The sequence below is a fragment of the Blastococcus sp. TML/M2B genome (assembly GCF_016612865.1).
Lineage (GTDB): Bacteria > Actinomycetota > Actinomycetes > Mycobacteriales > Geodermatophilaceae > Blastococcus.
In genome coordinates, this window is sequence record NZ_JAENZZ010000001.1 from 566,753 (window position 1) to 582,212 (window position 15,460).

A 15,460-nucleotide genomic window follows, 5' to 3' on the forward strand; every position below is an offset into this window, starting at 1 on the left:
GGCCCGGCTCCCAGAGGGAGCCGGGCCGCTGCGGTCAGCGCTGGATCAGGAGAGGCGCTCGAGCACCATCGCCATGCCCATGCCGCCACCGACGCACATGGTCTCCAGCCCGAAGGTCTTGTCCCGGGTCTGCAGGCCGTTGATGAGCGTGCCGGTGATGCGGGCACCGGTCATGCCGAACGGGTGGCCGACGGCGATGGCGCCACCGTTGACGTTCAGCTTGTCGATGTCGATGTTCAGGTCCCGGTAGCTCGGGATGACCTGAGCGGCGAACGCCTCGTTGATCTCGACGAGGTCGATGTCGTCGATGGTCATGCCGGCCCGCTTGAGGGCGAGCTTCGAGGCGTCGACCGGGCCGTAGCCCATGATCTCCGGCGAGAGGCCGGTGACGGCGGTGGAGACGATGCGGGCCAGCGGGGTCAGGCCCAGCTCGGCGGCCTTGGTGTCGCTCATGACGACCACGGCGGCCGCGCCGTCGTTCAGCGGGCAGGCGTTGCCGGCGGTGGCCCGGCCGTTGGGGCGGAAGGCCGGCTTGAGGCCGGACAGGCCCTCGACGGTGGTGCCGCGACGCGGGCCGTCGTCCTGGCTGACGACGGTGCCGTCGGGCGTGGTGACCGGGGTGATCTCGCGGGCCCAGAAGCCGTTGTCGATCGACTCGACGGCCAGGTTCTGGCTGCGCGCGGCGTACTCGTCCATCTCCTGGCGGGTGACGCCCTTGATCAGCGCGAGGTTCTCGGCGGTCTGGCCCATGCCGATGTAGACGTCGGGGAGCTCGCCGTTCTCGCGCGGGTCCTCCCACGTCTCGGCGCCGCTCTCGGCGTCCTTGGCGGCCTTGGCCTGCGCCTGCTCGAAGACGGGGTTCTTCGTGTCCGGCAGGCCGTCGCTGTTGCCCTTCACGAAGCGGGAGACCATCTCCACGCCCGCGGAGATGAACACGTCACCCTCGCCGGCCTTGATGGCGTGCAGCGCCATGCGGGTGGTCTGCAGCGACGAGGAGCAGTAGCGGGTGATCGTCGTCCCGGGCAGGTGGTCCATGCCCATGAGGACGCTGACGACGCGGCCCATGTTGTAGCCCTGCTCGCCGCCGGGGAGGCCGACGCCCAGCATGAGGTCGTCGACGTCGCGCGGGTCGAGAGCCGGGACCTTGTCGAGGGCGGCCTTGACGATGGTCGCGGCGAGGTCGTCGGGGCGCATGTCCTTCAGGGAGCCCTTGAAGGCACGGCCGATGGGCGAGCGCGCGGTCGAGACGATGACTGCTTCGGGCATGGGTCCTCCACGATGAGGGGGTCCGGCCACGGTCGCCGGACGTCGGGTCGCCTCTGAAACTACCCCGGCCGCTTTCCGGGTTATGAGCCCCGGCACACCGCGGGACCGTCTGTGGCCCGCGTCACGCGCGCGGTCAGGGGGCGACCGGCTCCCGGTCGGACTCGTCCGGCGCCGGCAGCTCCGGGGGACGACGGCGGCGCAGCAGCGCCCAGCCGCCCCAGGGGCCGGTGTCGGTGCCGGGGACCTCGGCGGGCTGCACCTCGCTGCCGGGCCGGCTGGCGGCGCGGGCGGCCGCGCTGGCGACCGGCCGCACGGTGTCGCGGCGGCGGGGGCCGCGACGGCGGTCGGCCGACTCCGGCCACACGCCGAGCGCGTCGGCCACCGACGGCAGGATCACCGCGGCGGCGTGCGCGTAGCCGTAGGCGCTCGGGTGGAACTCGTCCCGGCTGAACAGCGAGCGGTCGGTGGCGAACGAGGGCCCGAGCACCGAGCCCAGCGAGACGGTGCGCCCGCCGGCCTCGACGACGGCGATCGTCTGCGCCGCGGCCATCTGCCGGCTCCAGCGCCGCGCGAGCGTGCGCAGCGGCTGGCGGATGGGCCGGATGGTGCCGAGGTCCGGGCAGGTGCCGACGACGACCTCCGCGCCGGCCGCGGTGAGCCGGCGGACGGCGTCCCCGAGGTGGCGGACCGAGACCGCCGGCCGGGTCCGGCTGGTGACGTCGTTGGCGCCGATCATGATCAGCGCGACGTCGGGCCGCTCCTCGAGCGCGGCGTCCACCTGGGCGTCCAGCTGCGGGGATTTCGCGCCGGACACGGCCAGCCGGGTGAGCCGCACCGGCCGCTCGGCGAGCTCGGCCAGCGCCGAGGCGATGAGCACGCCCGGGGTCTGCGCGGCCCGCTCCACGCCGAGACCGACGGCGCTGGAGTCGCCGAGCACGGTGAAGCGGATCGGCTTCCCGCGGCCGCGCCGCCGTAGATCCCGTTGCCGGAGGGCGGATCGGGCTCACGGCGGGCGTCGACGCGGCGCCGCGCGGCGCGGGCCTCCTCGCGGATGAGCGCGAACAGGGCGGCACCGGCCAGGCCGACCCCGCCACCGCCGTAGGCGGCCCCGGTCGCCAGCCGCCGGGCCACGGTCGCTCGGGTCACGGTGCCTCCCCCCGTCGGTCTCCCGTCCCGAGGCTATCCGGACCGGACCCGCAGGTCGGACCGGTGTCCCCCGGGAGGAGGAGCCCGCCGTGCGGGTGCCGTCAGCGGCTCCTGCGGCCGCGCCGGGACCGCAGGTAGTCGGCGACGACGAACTCGCCCAGCCGGTCGCTGTCGGGCGTGAACACCCGGCCGCCGGCCCGCTCGGTGAGGTCGTGGACGAAGTGCACGAGACCCGGGTCGGGGTCGAGGGCGAACACGTTGACCGTGGCGCCGGACCGGGCCACCCGCTCGACCTCGGCCACCGTGCGGGCGATCGTCTCGGGCATCGGCGGCCAGCAGAAGAACGGCGTCCCGTCGTCCTCCAGGTGCGCGGTCGGCTCGCCGTCGGTGACCACCAGGACCACCGGCTCCGCGTCGTGGTGCCGGGCCAGGAACCGCCGGGCGAGCATGAGGCCGTGCTGCAGGTTGGTGCCCTGCAGCGTGTCCACCGAGAGCTCGGCCAGCGTCGAGGGCTTGAGCACCTGGGCGGTCGAGGCGAACCCGATGATCTCGATCGCGTCCTGGGGGAAGCGGGTGGTGACCAGCGAGTGCAGCGCCATGGCGGTGGACTTCGCCGCACCCCAGGTGCCGCGCAGCGCCATGGAGTACGAGAGGTCGACCAGCAGCGCGACGGCCGCACCGGTGCGCCGCTCGGTCTCGACGACCTCGAAGTCCTCCACGGCGATGCGCACCCGGCGGTCGTGCTCCCGCGTGGGCTCGTGCGCCGTCCGCAGCACGGCGTTCTTCACCGTGCGGACGACGTCCAGCGGCTGCTCGTCGCCCGAACCGCCACTCCCGGGAGCTGCCGGTGAGCTCGCCCGCCGCACCCGCGTCGGCGACGTCGTGGTCCCCGCGGCCCGCCGCGTCGAGCTGGGCGAACACCCGGCGCAGCGCCGTCGCCCCGAGCCGGCGCACCGCCTTGGGGGAGAGCTCCAGCTTGCCGCCGGAGCGGTTGAGGTAGCCCTGCCGCTCCAGCTCGGTCTCCATCTGGCGCAGCGCGGCGAGGTCGTCGACGGCGGGCCGGCCGAGCGCCCGCTCGAGCAGCTCCTCGTCGATGTCGGCCAGCGAGGCGCCGGCGTAGCCCTGGGAGAGCTGGTTGGACAACGCCTCCAGGTCGGCGAGCTCGGCGACGGCGGAGGTGGCGTCGCCCATGCCGAGCGCCTGCTCGCCGTCGGGCACCTGGCCCCGTCGTCCCCACGGCAGGTCGGGGCGGGCCTGGCGCAGCGCGTCGCCGAGGTGGGCCATCTCGCTGGCCAGCCCCATGTCCTCCATGGTCTGGGCCATGAGGTCGGCGAGCTCGGCCCGCTGCTCGGGGGAGAGCCCGGCCATCATGCGTTCCTGCGCGGCGGCGCGCCGGGCGAGGGAGTCGATGAGCTCCTCGACCGACTGCGGGTCGTCGGGGAAGAACTGGCCGTGCTTCTCCATGAAGTCGGCGAACCGCTCGTCGGTGTCCTCGCCGCGGTTGTGCGCGTCGACCAGCTGGGAGAGGTCGGCGACCATGTCCTTGATCGCCTGCATGTCCTGCTCGCCGGCGTTCTCCAGCGCCTGCTTCATCGAGGCGAAGGAGCTGTCGAGCACCTCCTTGCGGAGCAGGTCCTGGATCTGCTCGTAGGCCTGGCGCGCCTCCTCCGACCGCCACTGCCAGTCCTTGAGCGCGCGCACCGCGCCCGCCGTGTCCTCGGGCAGTGCGTCGAGCTCGCCCTCGGCCAGCCGGGCGGCGTCGTCGGGATCGGGGAAGAGCTCCCGGCGCTCGGCCTCGACGGCGCGGTCCAGCAGCTCGCGGACCTCCTGCAGGGTGCCGTCCATCCGGCCGGCGGTGCGCGCCTTGCGCAGCCGCTCGCGCACCGAGCGGCGCAGGTCGTCGAGGCCGCGCCGGCCCTCGGCGCCGCGGCGCAGCAGCTCGCGCAGCGCCTCGCGCACCCCGCTGCCGGCCAGGACGGAGTCGCCGATCTCGTCGACGGCGTTGCCGAGGTCGTAGGGCGGGGCGAGCGGGTCGGGCCCGCCGCGCCAGCGTCCGTAGCGGTACCCCTTGGGCCCGCGGCGGGTGGTCACCTCAGGCCCCGTAGATCGTGCGGCCGCCGTCGGTGTCCTTCGCCAGCCGCCGGGTCAGGTACAGGCCCTCGAGCGCGAACTCGACCGCGGCCGCCGCCTGCTCGGCCGACTGCTCGCCCTCCGGGACGCCGAGGCGGCCCAGCAGCTCGGCCAGCTTCGGGATCGTGCCGAGCTGCCCGAGCAGCGCCGGTGCGCTGACCAGCTCCCCGGACTCGACCGTCTCGCCGCCGGTGAAGTGCTCCTGGAGCCCGGTGAGGTCCAGGCCCGCGCAGCGCGCCCGGAACGTCTGGGCGGTCGCCTGGCGGAGCAGGTGGTCCAGGATCTCCAGCTCGCGGTCGTCGTCGTTGTCGCTGCCGGAGTCGGCGAACTCCACCTTGCCGCGGCTGGCCGGGACGACGCTGGGCAGGTCGACCACGCGGGCCACCGGCCGGGTCTCCCCGGCGATCGCGGCCCGGCGGACGGCGGAGGCGGCGACGGTCTCCAGCCCGGCGATGGCGAACCGGGCGCTGACGCCGGAGCGCTGGTCGACGTGGCTGGACTCGCGGACCAGCCGGGTGAAGCGGGCGACGATCTCCACCAGGTGCTCGGGCACGAGGGGTGCGGAGTGCCCGTCGCCGCCCAGCGCGGAGGTCTGCGCCTCCTGCTGCAGCAGCCGGATCTCGTCGGCGAGCTCGATCGGGTAGTGGGTGCGCACCTCGGCGCCGAACCGGTCCTTGAGCGGGGTGATGATCCGCCCGCGGTTCGTGTAGTCCTCGGGGTTGGCGCTGGCGACCAGCAGCAGGTCCAGCGGCAGCCGCACCCGGTAGCCGCGGATCTGGATGTCCCGCTCCTCCAGGACGTTGAGCAGGGCGACCTGGATCCGCTCGGCGAGGTCGGGCAGCTCGTTGACGCTGAAGATGCCGCGGTTGGTGCGCGGGACCAGCCCGTAGTGCACCGTCTCCGGGTCGCCGAGCGTGCGGCCCTCGGCGACCTTGATCGGGTCGACGTCGCCGATGAGGTCGCCGACGCTGGTGTCGGGGGTCGCGAGCTTCTCCCCGAACCGCTCGCTGCGGTGCAGCCAGCCGACCGGCGTGGCGTCGCCGTGCTCGGCGATCTGCCGGTGGGCCCAGACGCTGATCGGGGCCAGCGGGTGCTCGTTGAGCTCGCTGCCGACCAGGACGGGCGTCCACTCGTCGAGCAGGCCGACGAGGGTCCGGATCAGCCGGGTCTTGCCCTGGCCGCGCTCGCCCAGGAGCACCAGGTCGTGGCCGGCGATGAGCGCCCGCTCGACCTCGGGCAGCACGGTGTCCTCGAAGCCCACCATGCCCGGCAGGCTGGGCTCGCCGCGGCCGAGGCGGGCGAGCAGGTTGGCGCGGATCTCGGCCTTGACCGGGCGCGGGACGGCGCCGCTCGCGCGCAGCTCGCCCAGGGTCGTGGCAGCGGGGGAAGGGGTGGTCGGTCCGGTAGCGACTCCGGCGGTGTCCGTCACCCCAGGAACGGTACGACGCCGACGCCGGGAACGGGGCGCTCGTCGGCGGGTTCCCGTTCGTCGGCCGATGAGTTCCCGGCTCCGGCGCGGTCGTCATCGGCATGCCACCGCTGCAACTCGACCGCCGTCCGCGAAAAGCTCTCGGGAACTGTCGGTACCCGGCCCTAGCGTGGCCGGCATGAACGACGCGATCGTTGTCGAGGGCCTCGTCAAGCGCTTCGGTGCCACCACCGCGCTCGACGGGGTCGACCTGACCGTCGCCGAGGGGTCCGTGCTCGGGCTGCTCGGCCCGAACGGTGCCGGCAAGACCACCGTGGTGCGGATCCTGACCACGCTGCTGGCGGCCGACGAGGGCCGGGCGGAGGTGGCCGGGCTCGACGTGGTCCGTGACGCCGACGCCGTCCGCGCCGCGATCGGGCTCACCGGCCAGTACGCCGCGGTGGACGAGTACCTGACCGGGTTCGAGAACCTGGAGATGGTGGGCCGGCTCTACCGCCTGCCCAAGGCGGAGGCGCGCACGCGGGCGGGCGAGCTGCTGGAGCGCTTCGACCTCGTGGACGCCGCCAACCGCCCGGCGAAGACCTACTCCGGGGGCATGCGGCGGCGGCTGGACATCGCCGCGTCGCTGATCAACCGGCCCCGGGTGCTGTTCCTGGACGAGCCGACCACGGGGCTCGACCCGCGCAGCCGGTTGGCGATGTGGGAGTTCATCGCCGAGCTGGCCGACGGCGGCACCACGATCCTGCTCACCACCCAGTACCTGGAGGAGGCCGACCGGCTGGCCGACCGCATGGTCGTCATCGACCGCGGCCAGGTCATCGCCCGCGGCACCGCCGACGAGCTGAAGGCCCAGGTGGGCGGGGAGCGGCTCGAGTTCACCGTCACCGACGCCGCGGCGCTGCCCGGGATGGTCGAGGCGCTGCGCCCGCTCGGCGTCGACGAGCCGAACGTCGACGTCGCGAGCCGGCGCTTCTCGATGCCGGTCAGCGGCGGCGCCGACGTGCTGGCCGAGGCGCTGCGCCGGCTCGACGGCGCGACCGCGCAGATCTTCGACATCGGCCTGCGCCGGCCCGACCTCGACGACGTCTTCCTGGCCCTGACCGGGCACGCGGCCGAAGAGGTCGGCACCGACCACGAGCAGCCGGCCGAGCCGGCCGTCACCGGAGGAGTCCGATGAGCAGCCTCGCCGCGACGCTGTCCGACAGCGCCGTCATCACCAAGCGCAACCTGATCAAGGTCAAGCGGGTGCCCGACCTGATCGTCTTCGCGACCCTGTCGCCGATCATGTTCGTGCTGCTGTTCCGGTACGTCTTCGGCGGCGCGATCAACCTGCCCCCGGGCATCAACTACGCCGAGTTCCTGCTGCCGGGGATCTTCGCCCAGACCGTCGTCTTCGGGTCCACGGTCACCGGTGCCTCGATCGCCGAGGACCTGCAGAAAGGGCTCATCGACCGGTTCCGGTCGCTGCCGATGTCCCGTGCGGCGGTGCTCATCGGGCGGACGGTCGCGGACGCCGGGCTGAACGTCATCTCGATCACCGTCATGGCGCTGACCGGCCTCGCCGTCGGCTGGCGGATCAACTCCTCGGTCGTCGAGGCGCTCGGCGGGTTCCTCCTGCTGCTGGTCTTCGCGTACGCGATCAGCTGGCTGATGGCGCTGGTCGGGCTGCTGGTCCGCACGCCGGAGGTCGTGAACAACGCCAGCTTCATGGTCATCTTCCCGCTGACGTTCGCGTCGAACGCGTTCGTGCCGCTGGAGTCCTTCCCGTCGGTGCTCCGGACCTTCGCGGAGTGGAACCCGGTGTCCACGGTCGTGCAGGGGGCGCGCGAGCTGTTCGGCAACACCGTCCCTGGGGCGCCGGTGCCCGACGCCTGGCCGCTGCAGAACCCGGTGCTCTACACGCTGCTGTGGACCGCCGTGATCCTCGCGGTGTTCGTGCCGCTGTCGGTGCGCGTCTACCGCCGGACCGCCGCGCGCTGAGGTCCGCACTCCTCCCCAGTTGTTGATCATCGTCATCCGGTCGGCCTCTCCGGCGTGGCGGGCGACCGGATGACGATGATCGACCGGGTGGTCGCTCCCGGAGCGGGTGGGATGCGGGGGATCGCGATGTAGTGCTCCCGATGAACGCCGCAGACGCTGCCCCGGTGACCGCCGACAACCCGCTGTTCCGCCCCTCGCCGCTGCCCTTCGGGCTGCCGTCGTTCGGCGAGATCACCCCCGAGCACTGCCGGGAGGCGCTGCTGGCCGGGATGGCCGAGCAGCTGGGCCGAGGTGGCGGCGATCGTCGGGTCCGAGGAGCCGCCGGGCTTCGAGAACACCGTCGCGGCGATGGAGCGCTCGGGCCGGTTGCTCGTCCGGGCCTGGAGCGTGTTCGGCAACCTGACCTCGTCGGTGTCCTCGCCGCGGCTGCGGGAGATCGAGCGGGAGATCGCGCCGCTGTCGGCGGCCCACTCGGACGCCCTGCGGCTGGACCCGGCGCTCTTCGCGCGCATCGACGCGGTGCACGAGGCGCGGCACGAGCTGGGGCTGGACGCGGAGCAGGTCCGCTTGGTGGAGCGCTACCACCTGGACTTCCGGCTCTCCGGCGCGCAGCTGGACGAGGCGGGCCGGGCCCGCCTGACCGAGCTGAACCAGGAGCTCTCCGGCCTGACGACCACCTTCGGCCAGAACGTGCAGCTGGCCATGGAGGCGGCGGCGGTGCACGTGACCGACGTCGAGGAGCTGGCCGGGCTCAGCGGCGAGGAGGTGGCCGCGGCCCGCACCGCCGCGGCCGACCGCGACCTGGAGGGCTGGCTGTTGCCGCTGCTCCTGCCGACCCGCCAGCCGCTGCTGGCCAAGCTGCGCGACCGGGAGCTGCGCCGCCGGGTGCACGAGGCGTCGGTGGGCCGTGCCTCCTCGGGCGAGCACGACAACGGTCCGGTCGCGGTCCGCATCGCGCTGCTGCGGGCCGAGCGCGCCCGGTTGCTCGGCTTCGACACCCACGCCGACCTCGTGCTCGCCGACCAGACCGCCCGCACCACCGAGGCGGTGGACGCGATGCTCGCCTCGATGGTGCCGGCGTCGGTGGCCAACGCCGAGGCGGAGGCCGCGGTGCTCACCGAGGTCGCCGCCCGCGACGGCGTGGAGCTCGCCCCGTGGGACTGGGCGTTCTACAGCGAGCAGGTGCGTGCCGAGCGCTACGCCGTCGACACCGGTGCGCTGCGGCCCTACTTCGAGCTGGACCGCGTGCTGGTCGACGGTGTCTTCCACGCCGCCGGGCTGCTCTACGGCTTCCGCTTCACCCCGCGCCCCGACCTGCCCGGCTACCACCCGGACGTCCGGGTGTGGGAGGTCACCGACGCCGACGGGAGCGCGGTCGGGCTCTACCTGGGCGACTACTTCGCCCGCGAGGGCAAGCGCGGCGGCGCGTGGATGAACTCCTTCGTCACCCAGTCCCGGCTGCTCGGCACCTCACCGGTCGTGGTGAACAACCTCAACGTGTCCCGCCCGCCGGAGGGCACACCGGCGCTGCTCACGCTGGACGAGGTGGACACGCTGTTCCACGAGTTCGGGCACGCGCTGCACGGGTTGAGCTCCGCGGTGACCTACCCGCGGTTCGCGGGCACCAGCGTCCCGCGCGACTTCGTCGAGTTCCCCAGCCAGGTCAACGAGATGTGGGCGACCTGGCCCGAGGTGCTCGCGCACTACGCCCGCCACGTCGAGACCGGGGAGCCGATCCCCGCCTCGGCGGTGGAGGCCGTCGAGGCGGCCCGCCTGTGGGGCGCAGGGCTTCGCGACGCTGGAGTACCTGGCCGCCACGCTGCTGGACCAGGCGTGGCACCGCGTCGCGCCCGACGCCGAGATCGACGACCCGGTCGCGTTCGAGCGGGCCGCGCTGGAGCAGGCCGGCGTCGCCTCCGATCTCGTGCCGCCGCGCTACCGGACGACGTACTTCAACCACGTCTTCGCCGGGGGCTACTCGGCCGGCTACTACTCCTACATCTGGTCGGAGGTCCTCGACGCCGACACCGTGGAGTGGTTCAAGGAGAACGGTGGGCTGACCCGCGCGAACGGGGACGCGTTCCGCGAGAAGCTGCTGGCCGTAGGCGGCTCGATCGACCCGATGGACGCCTTCCGCGCCGTCCGCGGCCGCGACGCCGACCCGACCCCGCTGCTCGAGCGCCGCGGGCTGCGCTGACTCCCCGCGCTGGGATCAGGTGACCTGATCGTCGCGCGTCCTCCCTCGTGGTGTGCGGTGAGGGAGGACGCGCTGCGCTGAGGGAGGACGGTCGCCCGGGGACGGGTCGTGGCCGCGGTGCGGTCCGGAGAAGCGCGGTGTCACGAGCGCGGTGTCACGAGCGCGGTGTCACAGCCAGGGGAGCGCGAGCACCAGGTCCAGGTCGTCGGGCGCCGAGCCCTCGCGGACCAGCCGGTTGGGCTGGCGGTGGCCGCACGTCGTGCAGCGGTGGACCACCTGCCAGCCCTTGCCCGACTTCTCGACCAGCCCGATCGGCTCCATCGGCTGCCGGCACTCGCTGGCGCGGTCGCCGGGCAGTTCGTCGACGTGCAGCGACCACAGGCAGTACGGGCAGTGGTTGCGGTAGTGCCCGTCGGTGTTGGCGGGCACCGGGATCGCGCAGTGCACGCACGCGAAGCCGGTGTTCTCTGCCCGACGCGAGCGGGTCACGGTGCGGGTCAGGGGACGAAGGGCTCGACGCCGACGACCTCGACGGTCATGTCGCGGCCGTTGGGCGCCTGGTAGGTCACCGTCGCGCCCGGCGCGGCACCCATGATCGCCGCACCCAGCGCCGACTCAGGGGAGTAGACGGTCAGGTCGGTGGTGCCGGCGATCTCGCGCGAGCCGAGCAGGAACTTCTCGGTGTCGTCGTCGCCGGCGAAGCGGATGGTGATGACGGTGCCGAGGGCGGCGTTCGTCGCCGTCGAGGGCGGCTCGCCGACACGTGCCTTGCGCAGCAGGTCGGTGAGCTGCCGGATGCGGCCCTCCTGCTTGCCCTGCTCGTCCTTGGCGGCGTGGTAGCCGCCGTTCTCCTTGAGGTCGCCCTCTTCGCGGCGCGCGTTGATCTCGGCGGCCATGGCCGGACGGTTCGCCACCAGCTGGTCGAGCTCGGCCTTGAGGCGGTCGTAGGCGTCCTGCGTCAGCCAGACGCCCTGGTCCTGCTCGTCAGTGGGGGTGGACACGACGGACTCCTGAGAATCGGGAGGCCGCCCCCGTGCGGGGACGGCCGGTGGACGAACGGCCAAGCTAACACCGGGCTCGGGCCGCATGCACGGATCCGGGGCGGCCCCCGGAGATGCGGAACGCTACCGGATCGGGCGTGACCGAGAGCACATCTCCCCCGTCCGGGGGACCGACCAGCGCGGTCTCGGACCGCGCGCCGGGAGCACCCACCGGCATTCCGCCGGGACGGGGGATGATGCACCGGTGACCCGACCCGACCAGCTGCGCCTGCTCGCCGTCCACGCCCATCCGGACGACGAGTCGAGCAAGGGCGCCGCCACCATGGCCAAGTACGTCGCCGAGGGGGTGCGCGTCATGGTCGCCACCTGCACCGGTGGCGAGCGCGGCTCCGTGCTCAACCCGGCGATGGACCGTCCCGAGGTGTGGGAGCGGCTGCCGCAGATCCGCGCCGAGGAGATGGCCAAGGCCCGCGACATCCTCGGCATCGAGCAGGAGTTCCTCGGCTTCGTCGACTCCGGCCTGCCCGAGGGCGACCCGCTGCCCCCGCTGCCGGAGGGCTGCTTCGCGCTCGTGCCGGTCGAGGAGGCCGCCGCGCCGCTCGTGGCGCTGATCCGCCGGTTCAAGCCGCAGGTCGTCACCACCTACGACGAGCGCGGCGGCTACCCGCACCCCGACCACATCAAGACGCACGAGATCTCGATGCACGCCTTCGAGGCGGCCGGCGATCCGGACCGGTACCCGGAGCTCGGCGAGCCCTGGCAGCCGAGCAAGCTCTACTACCACATGAGCTTCACGCTGCCCCGGACGAAGGCGCTGCACGAGGCGATCCTCGCCACGGGGGCGGAGTCGCCGTACACGGAGTGGCTGGCGAACTGGGACCCGGCCCGCGACATGTCGCACCGGGTCACGACCCGGGTGCCGTGCGGGGAGTACTTCGCCGTCCGCGACGCCGCGCTCATCGCGCACGCCACCCAGATCGACCCGCTGGGCCGCTGGTTCGCCTGCCCGATCGAGACCCAGCAGCAGATCTGGCCGACCGAGGACTACGAGCTGGCCCGGTCCCTGGTCGACGCACCCTCGCCGGAGGACGACCTGTTCGCCGGCCTGCGCAGCGAGGTGGGAGTCCGATGAGCACCGCCGTCCAGACCGTCCTGGCCGCCGACCAGCTGCCCGAGGACGTCGGCAAGGCCGGCCCGCTCGGGCTGCTGCTGATCGTCGTGCTCCTGATCGCCACGGCGCTGCTGGTGAAGTCGATGTCCGGGCACCTCAAGAAGCTGCCGCGCAGCTTCGACCCGGAGGACGAGGTGCTCGTCCCCGACGACCTCTCCGGCCTCGATGCACGCGACGAGCCGGGTCAGGAGCTGCTGGACACGCTGCGCCGGGCGCCGCTGGCGATCGAGCCGCCGCGCGACGGCGACACCCGGCCGGAGAACCCCTCGGCCCAGGGCTGATGCGGGCCGGTCAGGGTGACGTCGCGCCGGCGGGAGCGGCCCCGGTACCACAGCAGGGGCCCCGGCGCCGTTCGCCGCAGGCGGAACGAGGGGGCTGCCCTCCCCGGCTGATCGGCCTACGCGCGTAAGCGTGTAATCACCGCTGCCGAGGAGGCCGCCATGCACGCATCCCGATTCGCCGATGTCGGCCCGGACCTCGCCGCCGCCTTCCGCCGCGGACGCGGCCGCGGGCCGGGTGGCCGTGGGCAGGGTGGCCGTGGGCAGGACGCACCCCCGGTGGAGCGCGCCGAGGTGGCCGGCTGGTTCGCCGGCCGGCTGCCCGATGCCTGGTTCACCGGGCCGGTCGAGCTGGTCATCGACCGGGACGAGATCGCCGTCATCGGCACGCTGCCCGAGCCCGCCGCGGGTGAGGGGGACCCCGCCGCCGCGCAGGCCGGCCGGATCGCCCGCTTCCGCGAGGACACCCGCCGCGAGCGGATGGCGATCGCCGACGCAGCGCAGGAGCGGTACGGCCGCTCCGTGGCGTGGGGCGCCGCCTGCGGCGGCACCCGTGAGGTCTTCACCACCCTCTCGGTTCCGGTGATGACCCGGCTGCGCCAGCCCGAGCGGCTCGTCCTCGACACCCTCGTGGACGCCGGCGTCGCCCGGTCCCGCTCGGAGGCGCTGGTCTGGGCGGTCCGCCTGGTCGGCAGCAACGCCGAGGAGTGGCTGGCCGAGCTGCGGGCGGCCATGGCCTCGGTCGAGGAGGTCCGGGCGCGGGGGCCTCAGGCGGGGTGATGGACGCGAGGCCGCAGGCGGGGTGATGGGCGAGGCGCCGCAGGCGGGGAGGTCTGCGAGGCTGCGCGGATGACCGACCGTCTGGACCTGCTGCGCACCGCGTACGCGGATCTCGCCGGGCTGCTGCACGACCTGGCCGCGGACGGCGAGGCGTGGGCACCCACCGGCTGCCGCGGGTGGGCCGTGCACGACCTCGCCTTCCACCTCCTCGGGGACGCGCGGCGGGCGCTGGTCGGCCTGGCCACCCCCGCGCCCGGGCCCGCCGACCGCGACGCGGTCACCTACTGGGGCGCCTGGTCGCCGCCGGAGCCCGGCGACGACGAGGCGCTGCGCCGGACCCGGGCGGTCGCGAGCACCGCCGTGGACTTCCCCGACCTGGTCGAGGACTACGCCGAGGTCGCCGCGGCGGTGCTGGTGGCGGCCGGGCGGGTGCCCGCGGGAGAGCTGGTCCGCACCCAGGGCTGGGTGATGGAGGTCGAGGACCTGCTGGCCACGCTCGTGGTGGAGGCGGCCGTGCACCACCTCGACCTGGTCGCCCACCTGGACCGGCCGGGGCCGGGACCCGGCCCGCTGGCCGAGGTCCGCCGCGTCCTCGAAGGGCTGCTGGACGGGTCGCTCCCGTCGCGGTGGGACGACGTCACCGCCGCCCGCCGCGGCACGGGGCGTGAGCCGCTGACCGACGAGGACCGGGCGGAGCTCGGAGTGCGGGCGGGTGCGTTCCCCCTGTTCGGCTGAGCGCGTGCGGCGTCGGTCGGCCGACCAGGGACACTGGGCGACGTGCTCGCCAGTCCCGTCCCCGCCGCGACCGACGTCCTCGTGGTGGGAGCGGGCCCGGCCGGCTCCGCCGCCGCTGCCTGGGCCGCCCGCGCGGGACGCGAGGTCGTCCTCGCCGATGCTGCCGTCTTCCCGCGCGACAAGACCTGCGGCGACGGCCTGACCCCGCGCGCGGTCGCCGAGCTGGACCGGCTCGATCTCGGCGACTGGGCGCGCGGCAGGGCGCGCAACCGCGGGCTGCGGGCCGCCGGCTTCGGCCGCGAGTGGCAGCTGCCCTGGCCCGGCGGCGACCTGCCCGACCACGGCAGCGCCGTCCCGCGCACCGAGCTCGACGCGCGGATCCGGCAGGTGGCCCTGGACGACGGCGTCACGGCGGTGGACGGCGCCCGAGCGGTCGACGTCGAGCGCGACGGCGAGGAGGTCCGCGGCGTCGTGTTCGAGCTGGCCGACGGGACGCGCAGCACGGTGGCGTGCCGGAGGCTCGTCGTCGCCGACGGGGTGCGCTCCCCGCTGGGCCGGGTGCTCGGCCGCGAGTGGCACCGGGACACCGCCTACGGCGTGGCCGCGCGCGGCTACGTGCGCTCGTCCCGCAGCGACGACGAGTGGATCTCCTCCCACCTCGAGCTGCGCGGGGTCGAGGGCGAGCTGCTGTCGGGCTACGGGTGGGTGTTCCCGCTCGGCGCGGAGGCGGGCGAGGTCAACATCGGCGTCGGCACCCTGGCCACCTCGCGTCGGCCCGCCGGGGTGCAGCTCAAGGCCCTGCTGGAGAGCTACACCGACGCCCGCCGGGAGGAGTGGGGCATCGACGGCGACGTCCGGCTCCCGGCCTCGGCGCTCCTGCCGATGGGCGGAGCGGTCTCGGGCGTGGCCGGGCGCAACTGGGCGCTGGTCGGCGACGCCGCGGGCTGCGTGAACCCGCTCAACGGCGAGGGCATCGACTACGGCCTGGAGACCGGCCGGACGGTCGTGGAGCTGCTCGACGAGCCCGACTGGTCGGCGGCGTGGCCCGAGACGCTGCGCCGGCACTACGGCGAGGCCTTCTCCATCGCGCGGCGGCTGGCCGGGCTGCTCACCATCCCGCGCTTCCTGCCCGCAGCCGGGCCGGTGGGCATGCGGTCGCGCCCGCTGATGACCGTCGCGCTGCGGGTCATGGGCAACCTCGTCACCGACGCCGACCGCGACCTCACCGCGCGCCTGTGGCGGGCCGCGGGCCGGCTGTCGGTGCGGCTGGACGACCGGCCGCCGTTCAGCTGATCCCCCTGCGCCACGCCGGGGCGGGCCCCGGTGCGCCCACTAGTGCGCAGTGCG

At 74.2% G+C, this 15,460-nt stretch carries 15 protein-coding genes and 1 pseudogene; 10 read left to right on the top strand and 6 right to left on the bottom strand.

Features of this window, described 5'->3' with window-relative positions; genetic code table 11:
- Positions 1-45 precede the first annotated feature (45 nt).
- The 3 genes from JKP75_RS02690 to JKP75_RS20255 form a co-directional block, all read right to left on the bottom strand.
- Positions 46-1,266: an acetyl-CoA C-acetyltransferase gene (locus JKP75_RS02690; RefSeq protein ID WP_200492748.1), complete on the bottom strand. Its 1,221-nt coding sequence runs from the start codon at positions 1,264-1,266 to the stop codon at positions 46-48.
- A 133-nt stretch (positions 1,267-1,399) separates the two neighbouring features.
- The gene (locus JKP75_RS02695) at positions 1,400-2,203 is read right to left on the bottom strand and encodes an SGNH/GDSL hydrolase family protein (RefSeq protein ID WP_309229458.1); all 804 of its coding nucleotides are present in this window, start codon (positions 2,201-2,203) and stop codon (positions 1,400-1,402) included.
- 310 nt (positions 2,204-2,513) lie between these two features.
- A complete protein-coding gene (locus tag JKP75_RS20255; protein WP_242472978.1) occupies positions 2,514-3,053 on the bottom strand; it encodes a hypothetical protein in 540 nt (179 codons plus the stop codon).
- 767 nt (positions 3,054-3,820) lie between these two features.
- Here JKP75_RS20255 and JKP75_RS20260 point away from each other — a divergent pair.
- The gene (locus JKP75_RS20260) at positions 3,821-4,063 is read left to right on the top strand and encodes a hypothetical protein (protein ID WP_242471144.1); all 243 of its coding nucleotides are present in this window, start codon (positions 3,821-3,823) and stop codon (positions 4,061-4,063) included.
- A 441-nt stretch (positions 4,064-4,504) separates the two neighbouring features.
- Here the strand turns inward: JKP75_RS20260 and JKP75_RS02705 are convergent, their stop codons facing one another.
- Complete coding sequence (locus JKP75_RS02705) at positions 4,505-5,971, bottom strand: sigma 54-interacting transcriptional regulator (protein ID WP_200489298.1); 1,467 nt, start codon at positions 5,969-5,971, stop codon at positions 4,505-4,507.
- Between the two features lie 178 nt (positions 5,972-6,149).
- Here JKP75_RS02705 and JKP75_RS02710 point away from each other — a divergent pair, with 178 nt between their 5' ends.
- The 4 genes and pseudogenes from JKP75_RS02710 to JKP75_RS22385 all read left to right on the top strand — a co-directional run bounded on the left by JKP75_RS02710 (position 6,150) and on the right by JKP75_RS22385 (position 10,148).
- Positions 6,150-7,148: an ATP-binding cassette domain-containing protein gene (locus JKP75_RS02710; RefSeq protein WP_200489297.1), complete on the top strand. Its 999-nt coding sequence runs from the start codon at positions 6,150-6,152 to the stop codon at positions 7,146-7,148.
- On the top strand, positions 7,145-7,951 hold the full coding sequence (locus JKP75_RS02715; RefSeq protein ID WP_200489296.1) for an ABC transporter permease: 807 nt from the start codon (positions 7,145-7,147) through the stop codon (positions 7,949-7,951). The genes JKP75_RS02710 and JKP75_RS02715 overlap by 4 nt, the downstream gene beginning before the upstream one ends.
- Before the next feature lie 702 nt (positions 7,952-8,653).
- Positions 8,654-9,673: pseudogene (locus tag JKP75_RS02720) on the top strand (M3 family metallopeptidase); the annotation flags it as partial.
- 100 nt (positions 9,674-9,773) lie between these two features.
- On the top strand, positions 9,774-10,148 hold the full coding sequence (locus tag JKP75_RS22385; RefSeq protein ID WP_255523265.1) for a M3 family metallopeptidase: 375 nt from the start codon (positions 9,774-9,776) through the stop codon (positions 10,146-10,148).
- Between the two features lie 168 nt (positions 10,149-10,316).
- Here the strand turns inward: JKP75_RS22385 and JKP75_RS02725 are convergent, their stop codons facing one another.
- Both JKP75_RS02725 and greA read right to left on the bottom strand, forming a co-directional pair.
- Entirely contained in the window at positions 10,317-10,637 is a 321-nt protein-coding gene (locus JKP75_RS02725) for an RNHCP domain-containing protein (RefSeq protein ID WP_200489294.1), read from the bottom strand.
- Between the two features lie 8 nt (positions 10,638-10,645).
- The gene (greA, locus tag JKP75_RS02730; protein WP_200489293.1) at positions 10,646-11,149 is read right to left on the bottom strand and encodes a transcription elongation factor GreA; all 504 of its coding nucleotides are present in this window, start codon (positions 11,147-11,149) and stop codon (positions 10,646-10,648) included.
- A 244-nt stretch (positions 11,150-11,393) separates the two neighbouring features.
- Here greA and mca point away from each other — a divergent pair, with 244 nt between their 5' ends.
- From mca to JKP75_RS02755, 5 genes are all read left to right on the top strand, one after another.
- Entirely contained in the window at positions 11,394-12,281 is an 888-nt protein-coding gene (mca, locus tag JKP75_RS02735; RefSeq protein ID WP_200489292.1) for a mycothiol conjugate amidase Mca, read from the top strand.
- Positions 12,278-12,601: a hypothetical protein gene (locus JKP75_RS02740; RefSeq protein ID WP_200489291.1), complete on the top strand. Its 324-nt coding sequence runs from the start codon at positions 12,278-12,280 to the stop codon at positions 12,599-12,601. The genes mca and JKP75_RS02740 overlap by 4 nt, the downstream gene beginning before the upstream one ends.
- A 159-nt stretch (positions 12,602-12,760) precedes the next feature.
- Positions 12,761-13,378, top strand: coding sequence for a hypothetical protein (locus JKP75_RS02745; protein ID WP_200489290.1), 618 nt, complete (start codon positions 12,761-12,763; stop codon positions 13,376-13,378).
- 69 nt (positions 13,379-13,447) lie between these two features.
- A complete protein-coding gene (locus JKP75_RS02750) occupies positions 13,448-14,113 on the top strand; it encodes a maleylpyruvate isomerase N-terminal domain-containing protein (protein ID WP_200489289.1) in 666 nt (221 codons plus the stop codon).
- Between the two features lie 42 nt (positions 14,114-14,155).
- A complete protein-coding gene (locus JKP75_RS02755) occupies positions 14,156-15,406 on the top strand; it encodes a geranylgeranyl reductase family protein (RefSeq protein WP_200489288.1) in 1,251 nt (416 codons plus the stop codon).
- Positions 15,407-15,460: the final 54 nt, after the last annotated feature.

What these genes read in the sequence shown, in the direction of transcription:
- JKP75_RS02750 (WP_200489289.1), top strand. Translation starts at nt 13,448, where the DNA reads ATGACCGACCGTCTGGACCTGCTGCGCACCGCGTACGCGGATCTCGCC.
- JKP75_RS20260 (WP_242471144.1), top strand. Translation starts at nt 3,821, where the DNA reads ATGAGCTCCTCGACCGACTGCGGGTCGTCGGGGAAGAACTGGCCGTGC.
- JKP75_RS02715 (WP_200489296.1), top strand. Translation starts at nt 7,145, where the DNA reads ATGAGCAGCCTCGCCGCGACGCTGTCCGACAGCGCCGTCATCACCAAG.
- JKP75_RS02745 (WP_200489290.1), top strand. Translation starts at nt 12,761, where the DNA reads ATGCACGCATCCCGATTCGCCGATGTCGGCCCGGACCTCGCCGCCGCC.
- JKP75_RS20255 (WP_242472978.1), bottom strand. Translation starts at nt 3,053, where the DNA reads ATGGCGCTGCGCGGCACCTGGGGTGCGGCGAAGTCCACCGCCATGGCG.
- JKP75_RS02740 (WP_200489291.1), top strand. Translation starts at nt 12,278, where the DNA reads ATGAGCACCGCCGTCCAGACCGTCCTGGCCGCCGACCAGCTGCCCGAG.
- JKP75_RS02710 (WP_200489297.1), top strand. Translation starts at nt 6,150, where the DNA reads ATGAACGACGCGATCGTTGTCGAGGGCCTCGTCAAGCGCTTCGGTGCC.
- JKP75_RS02690 (WP_200492748.1), bottom strand. Translation starts at nt 1,266, where the DNA reads ATGCCCGAAGCAGTCATCGTCTCGACCGCGCGCTCGCCCATCGGCCGT.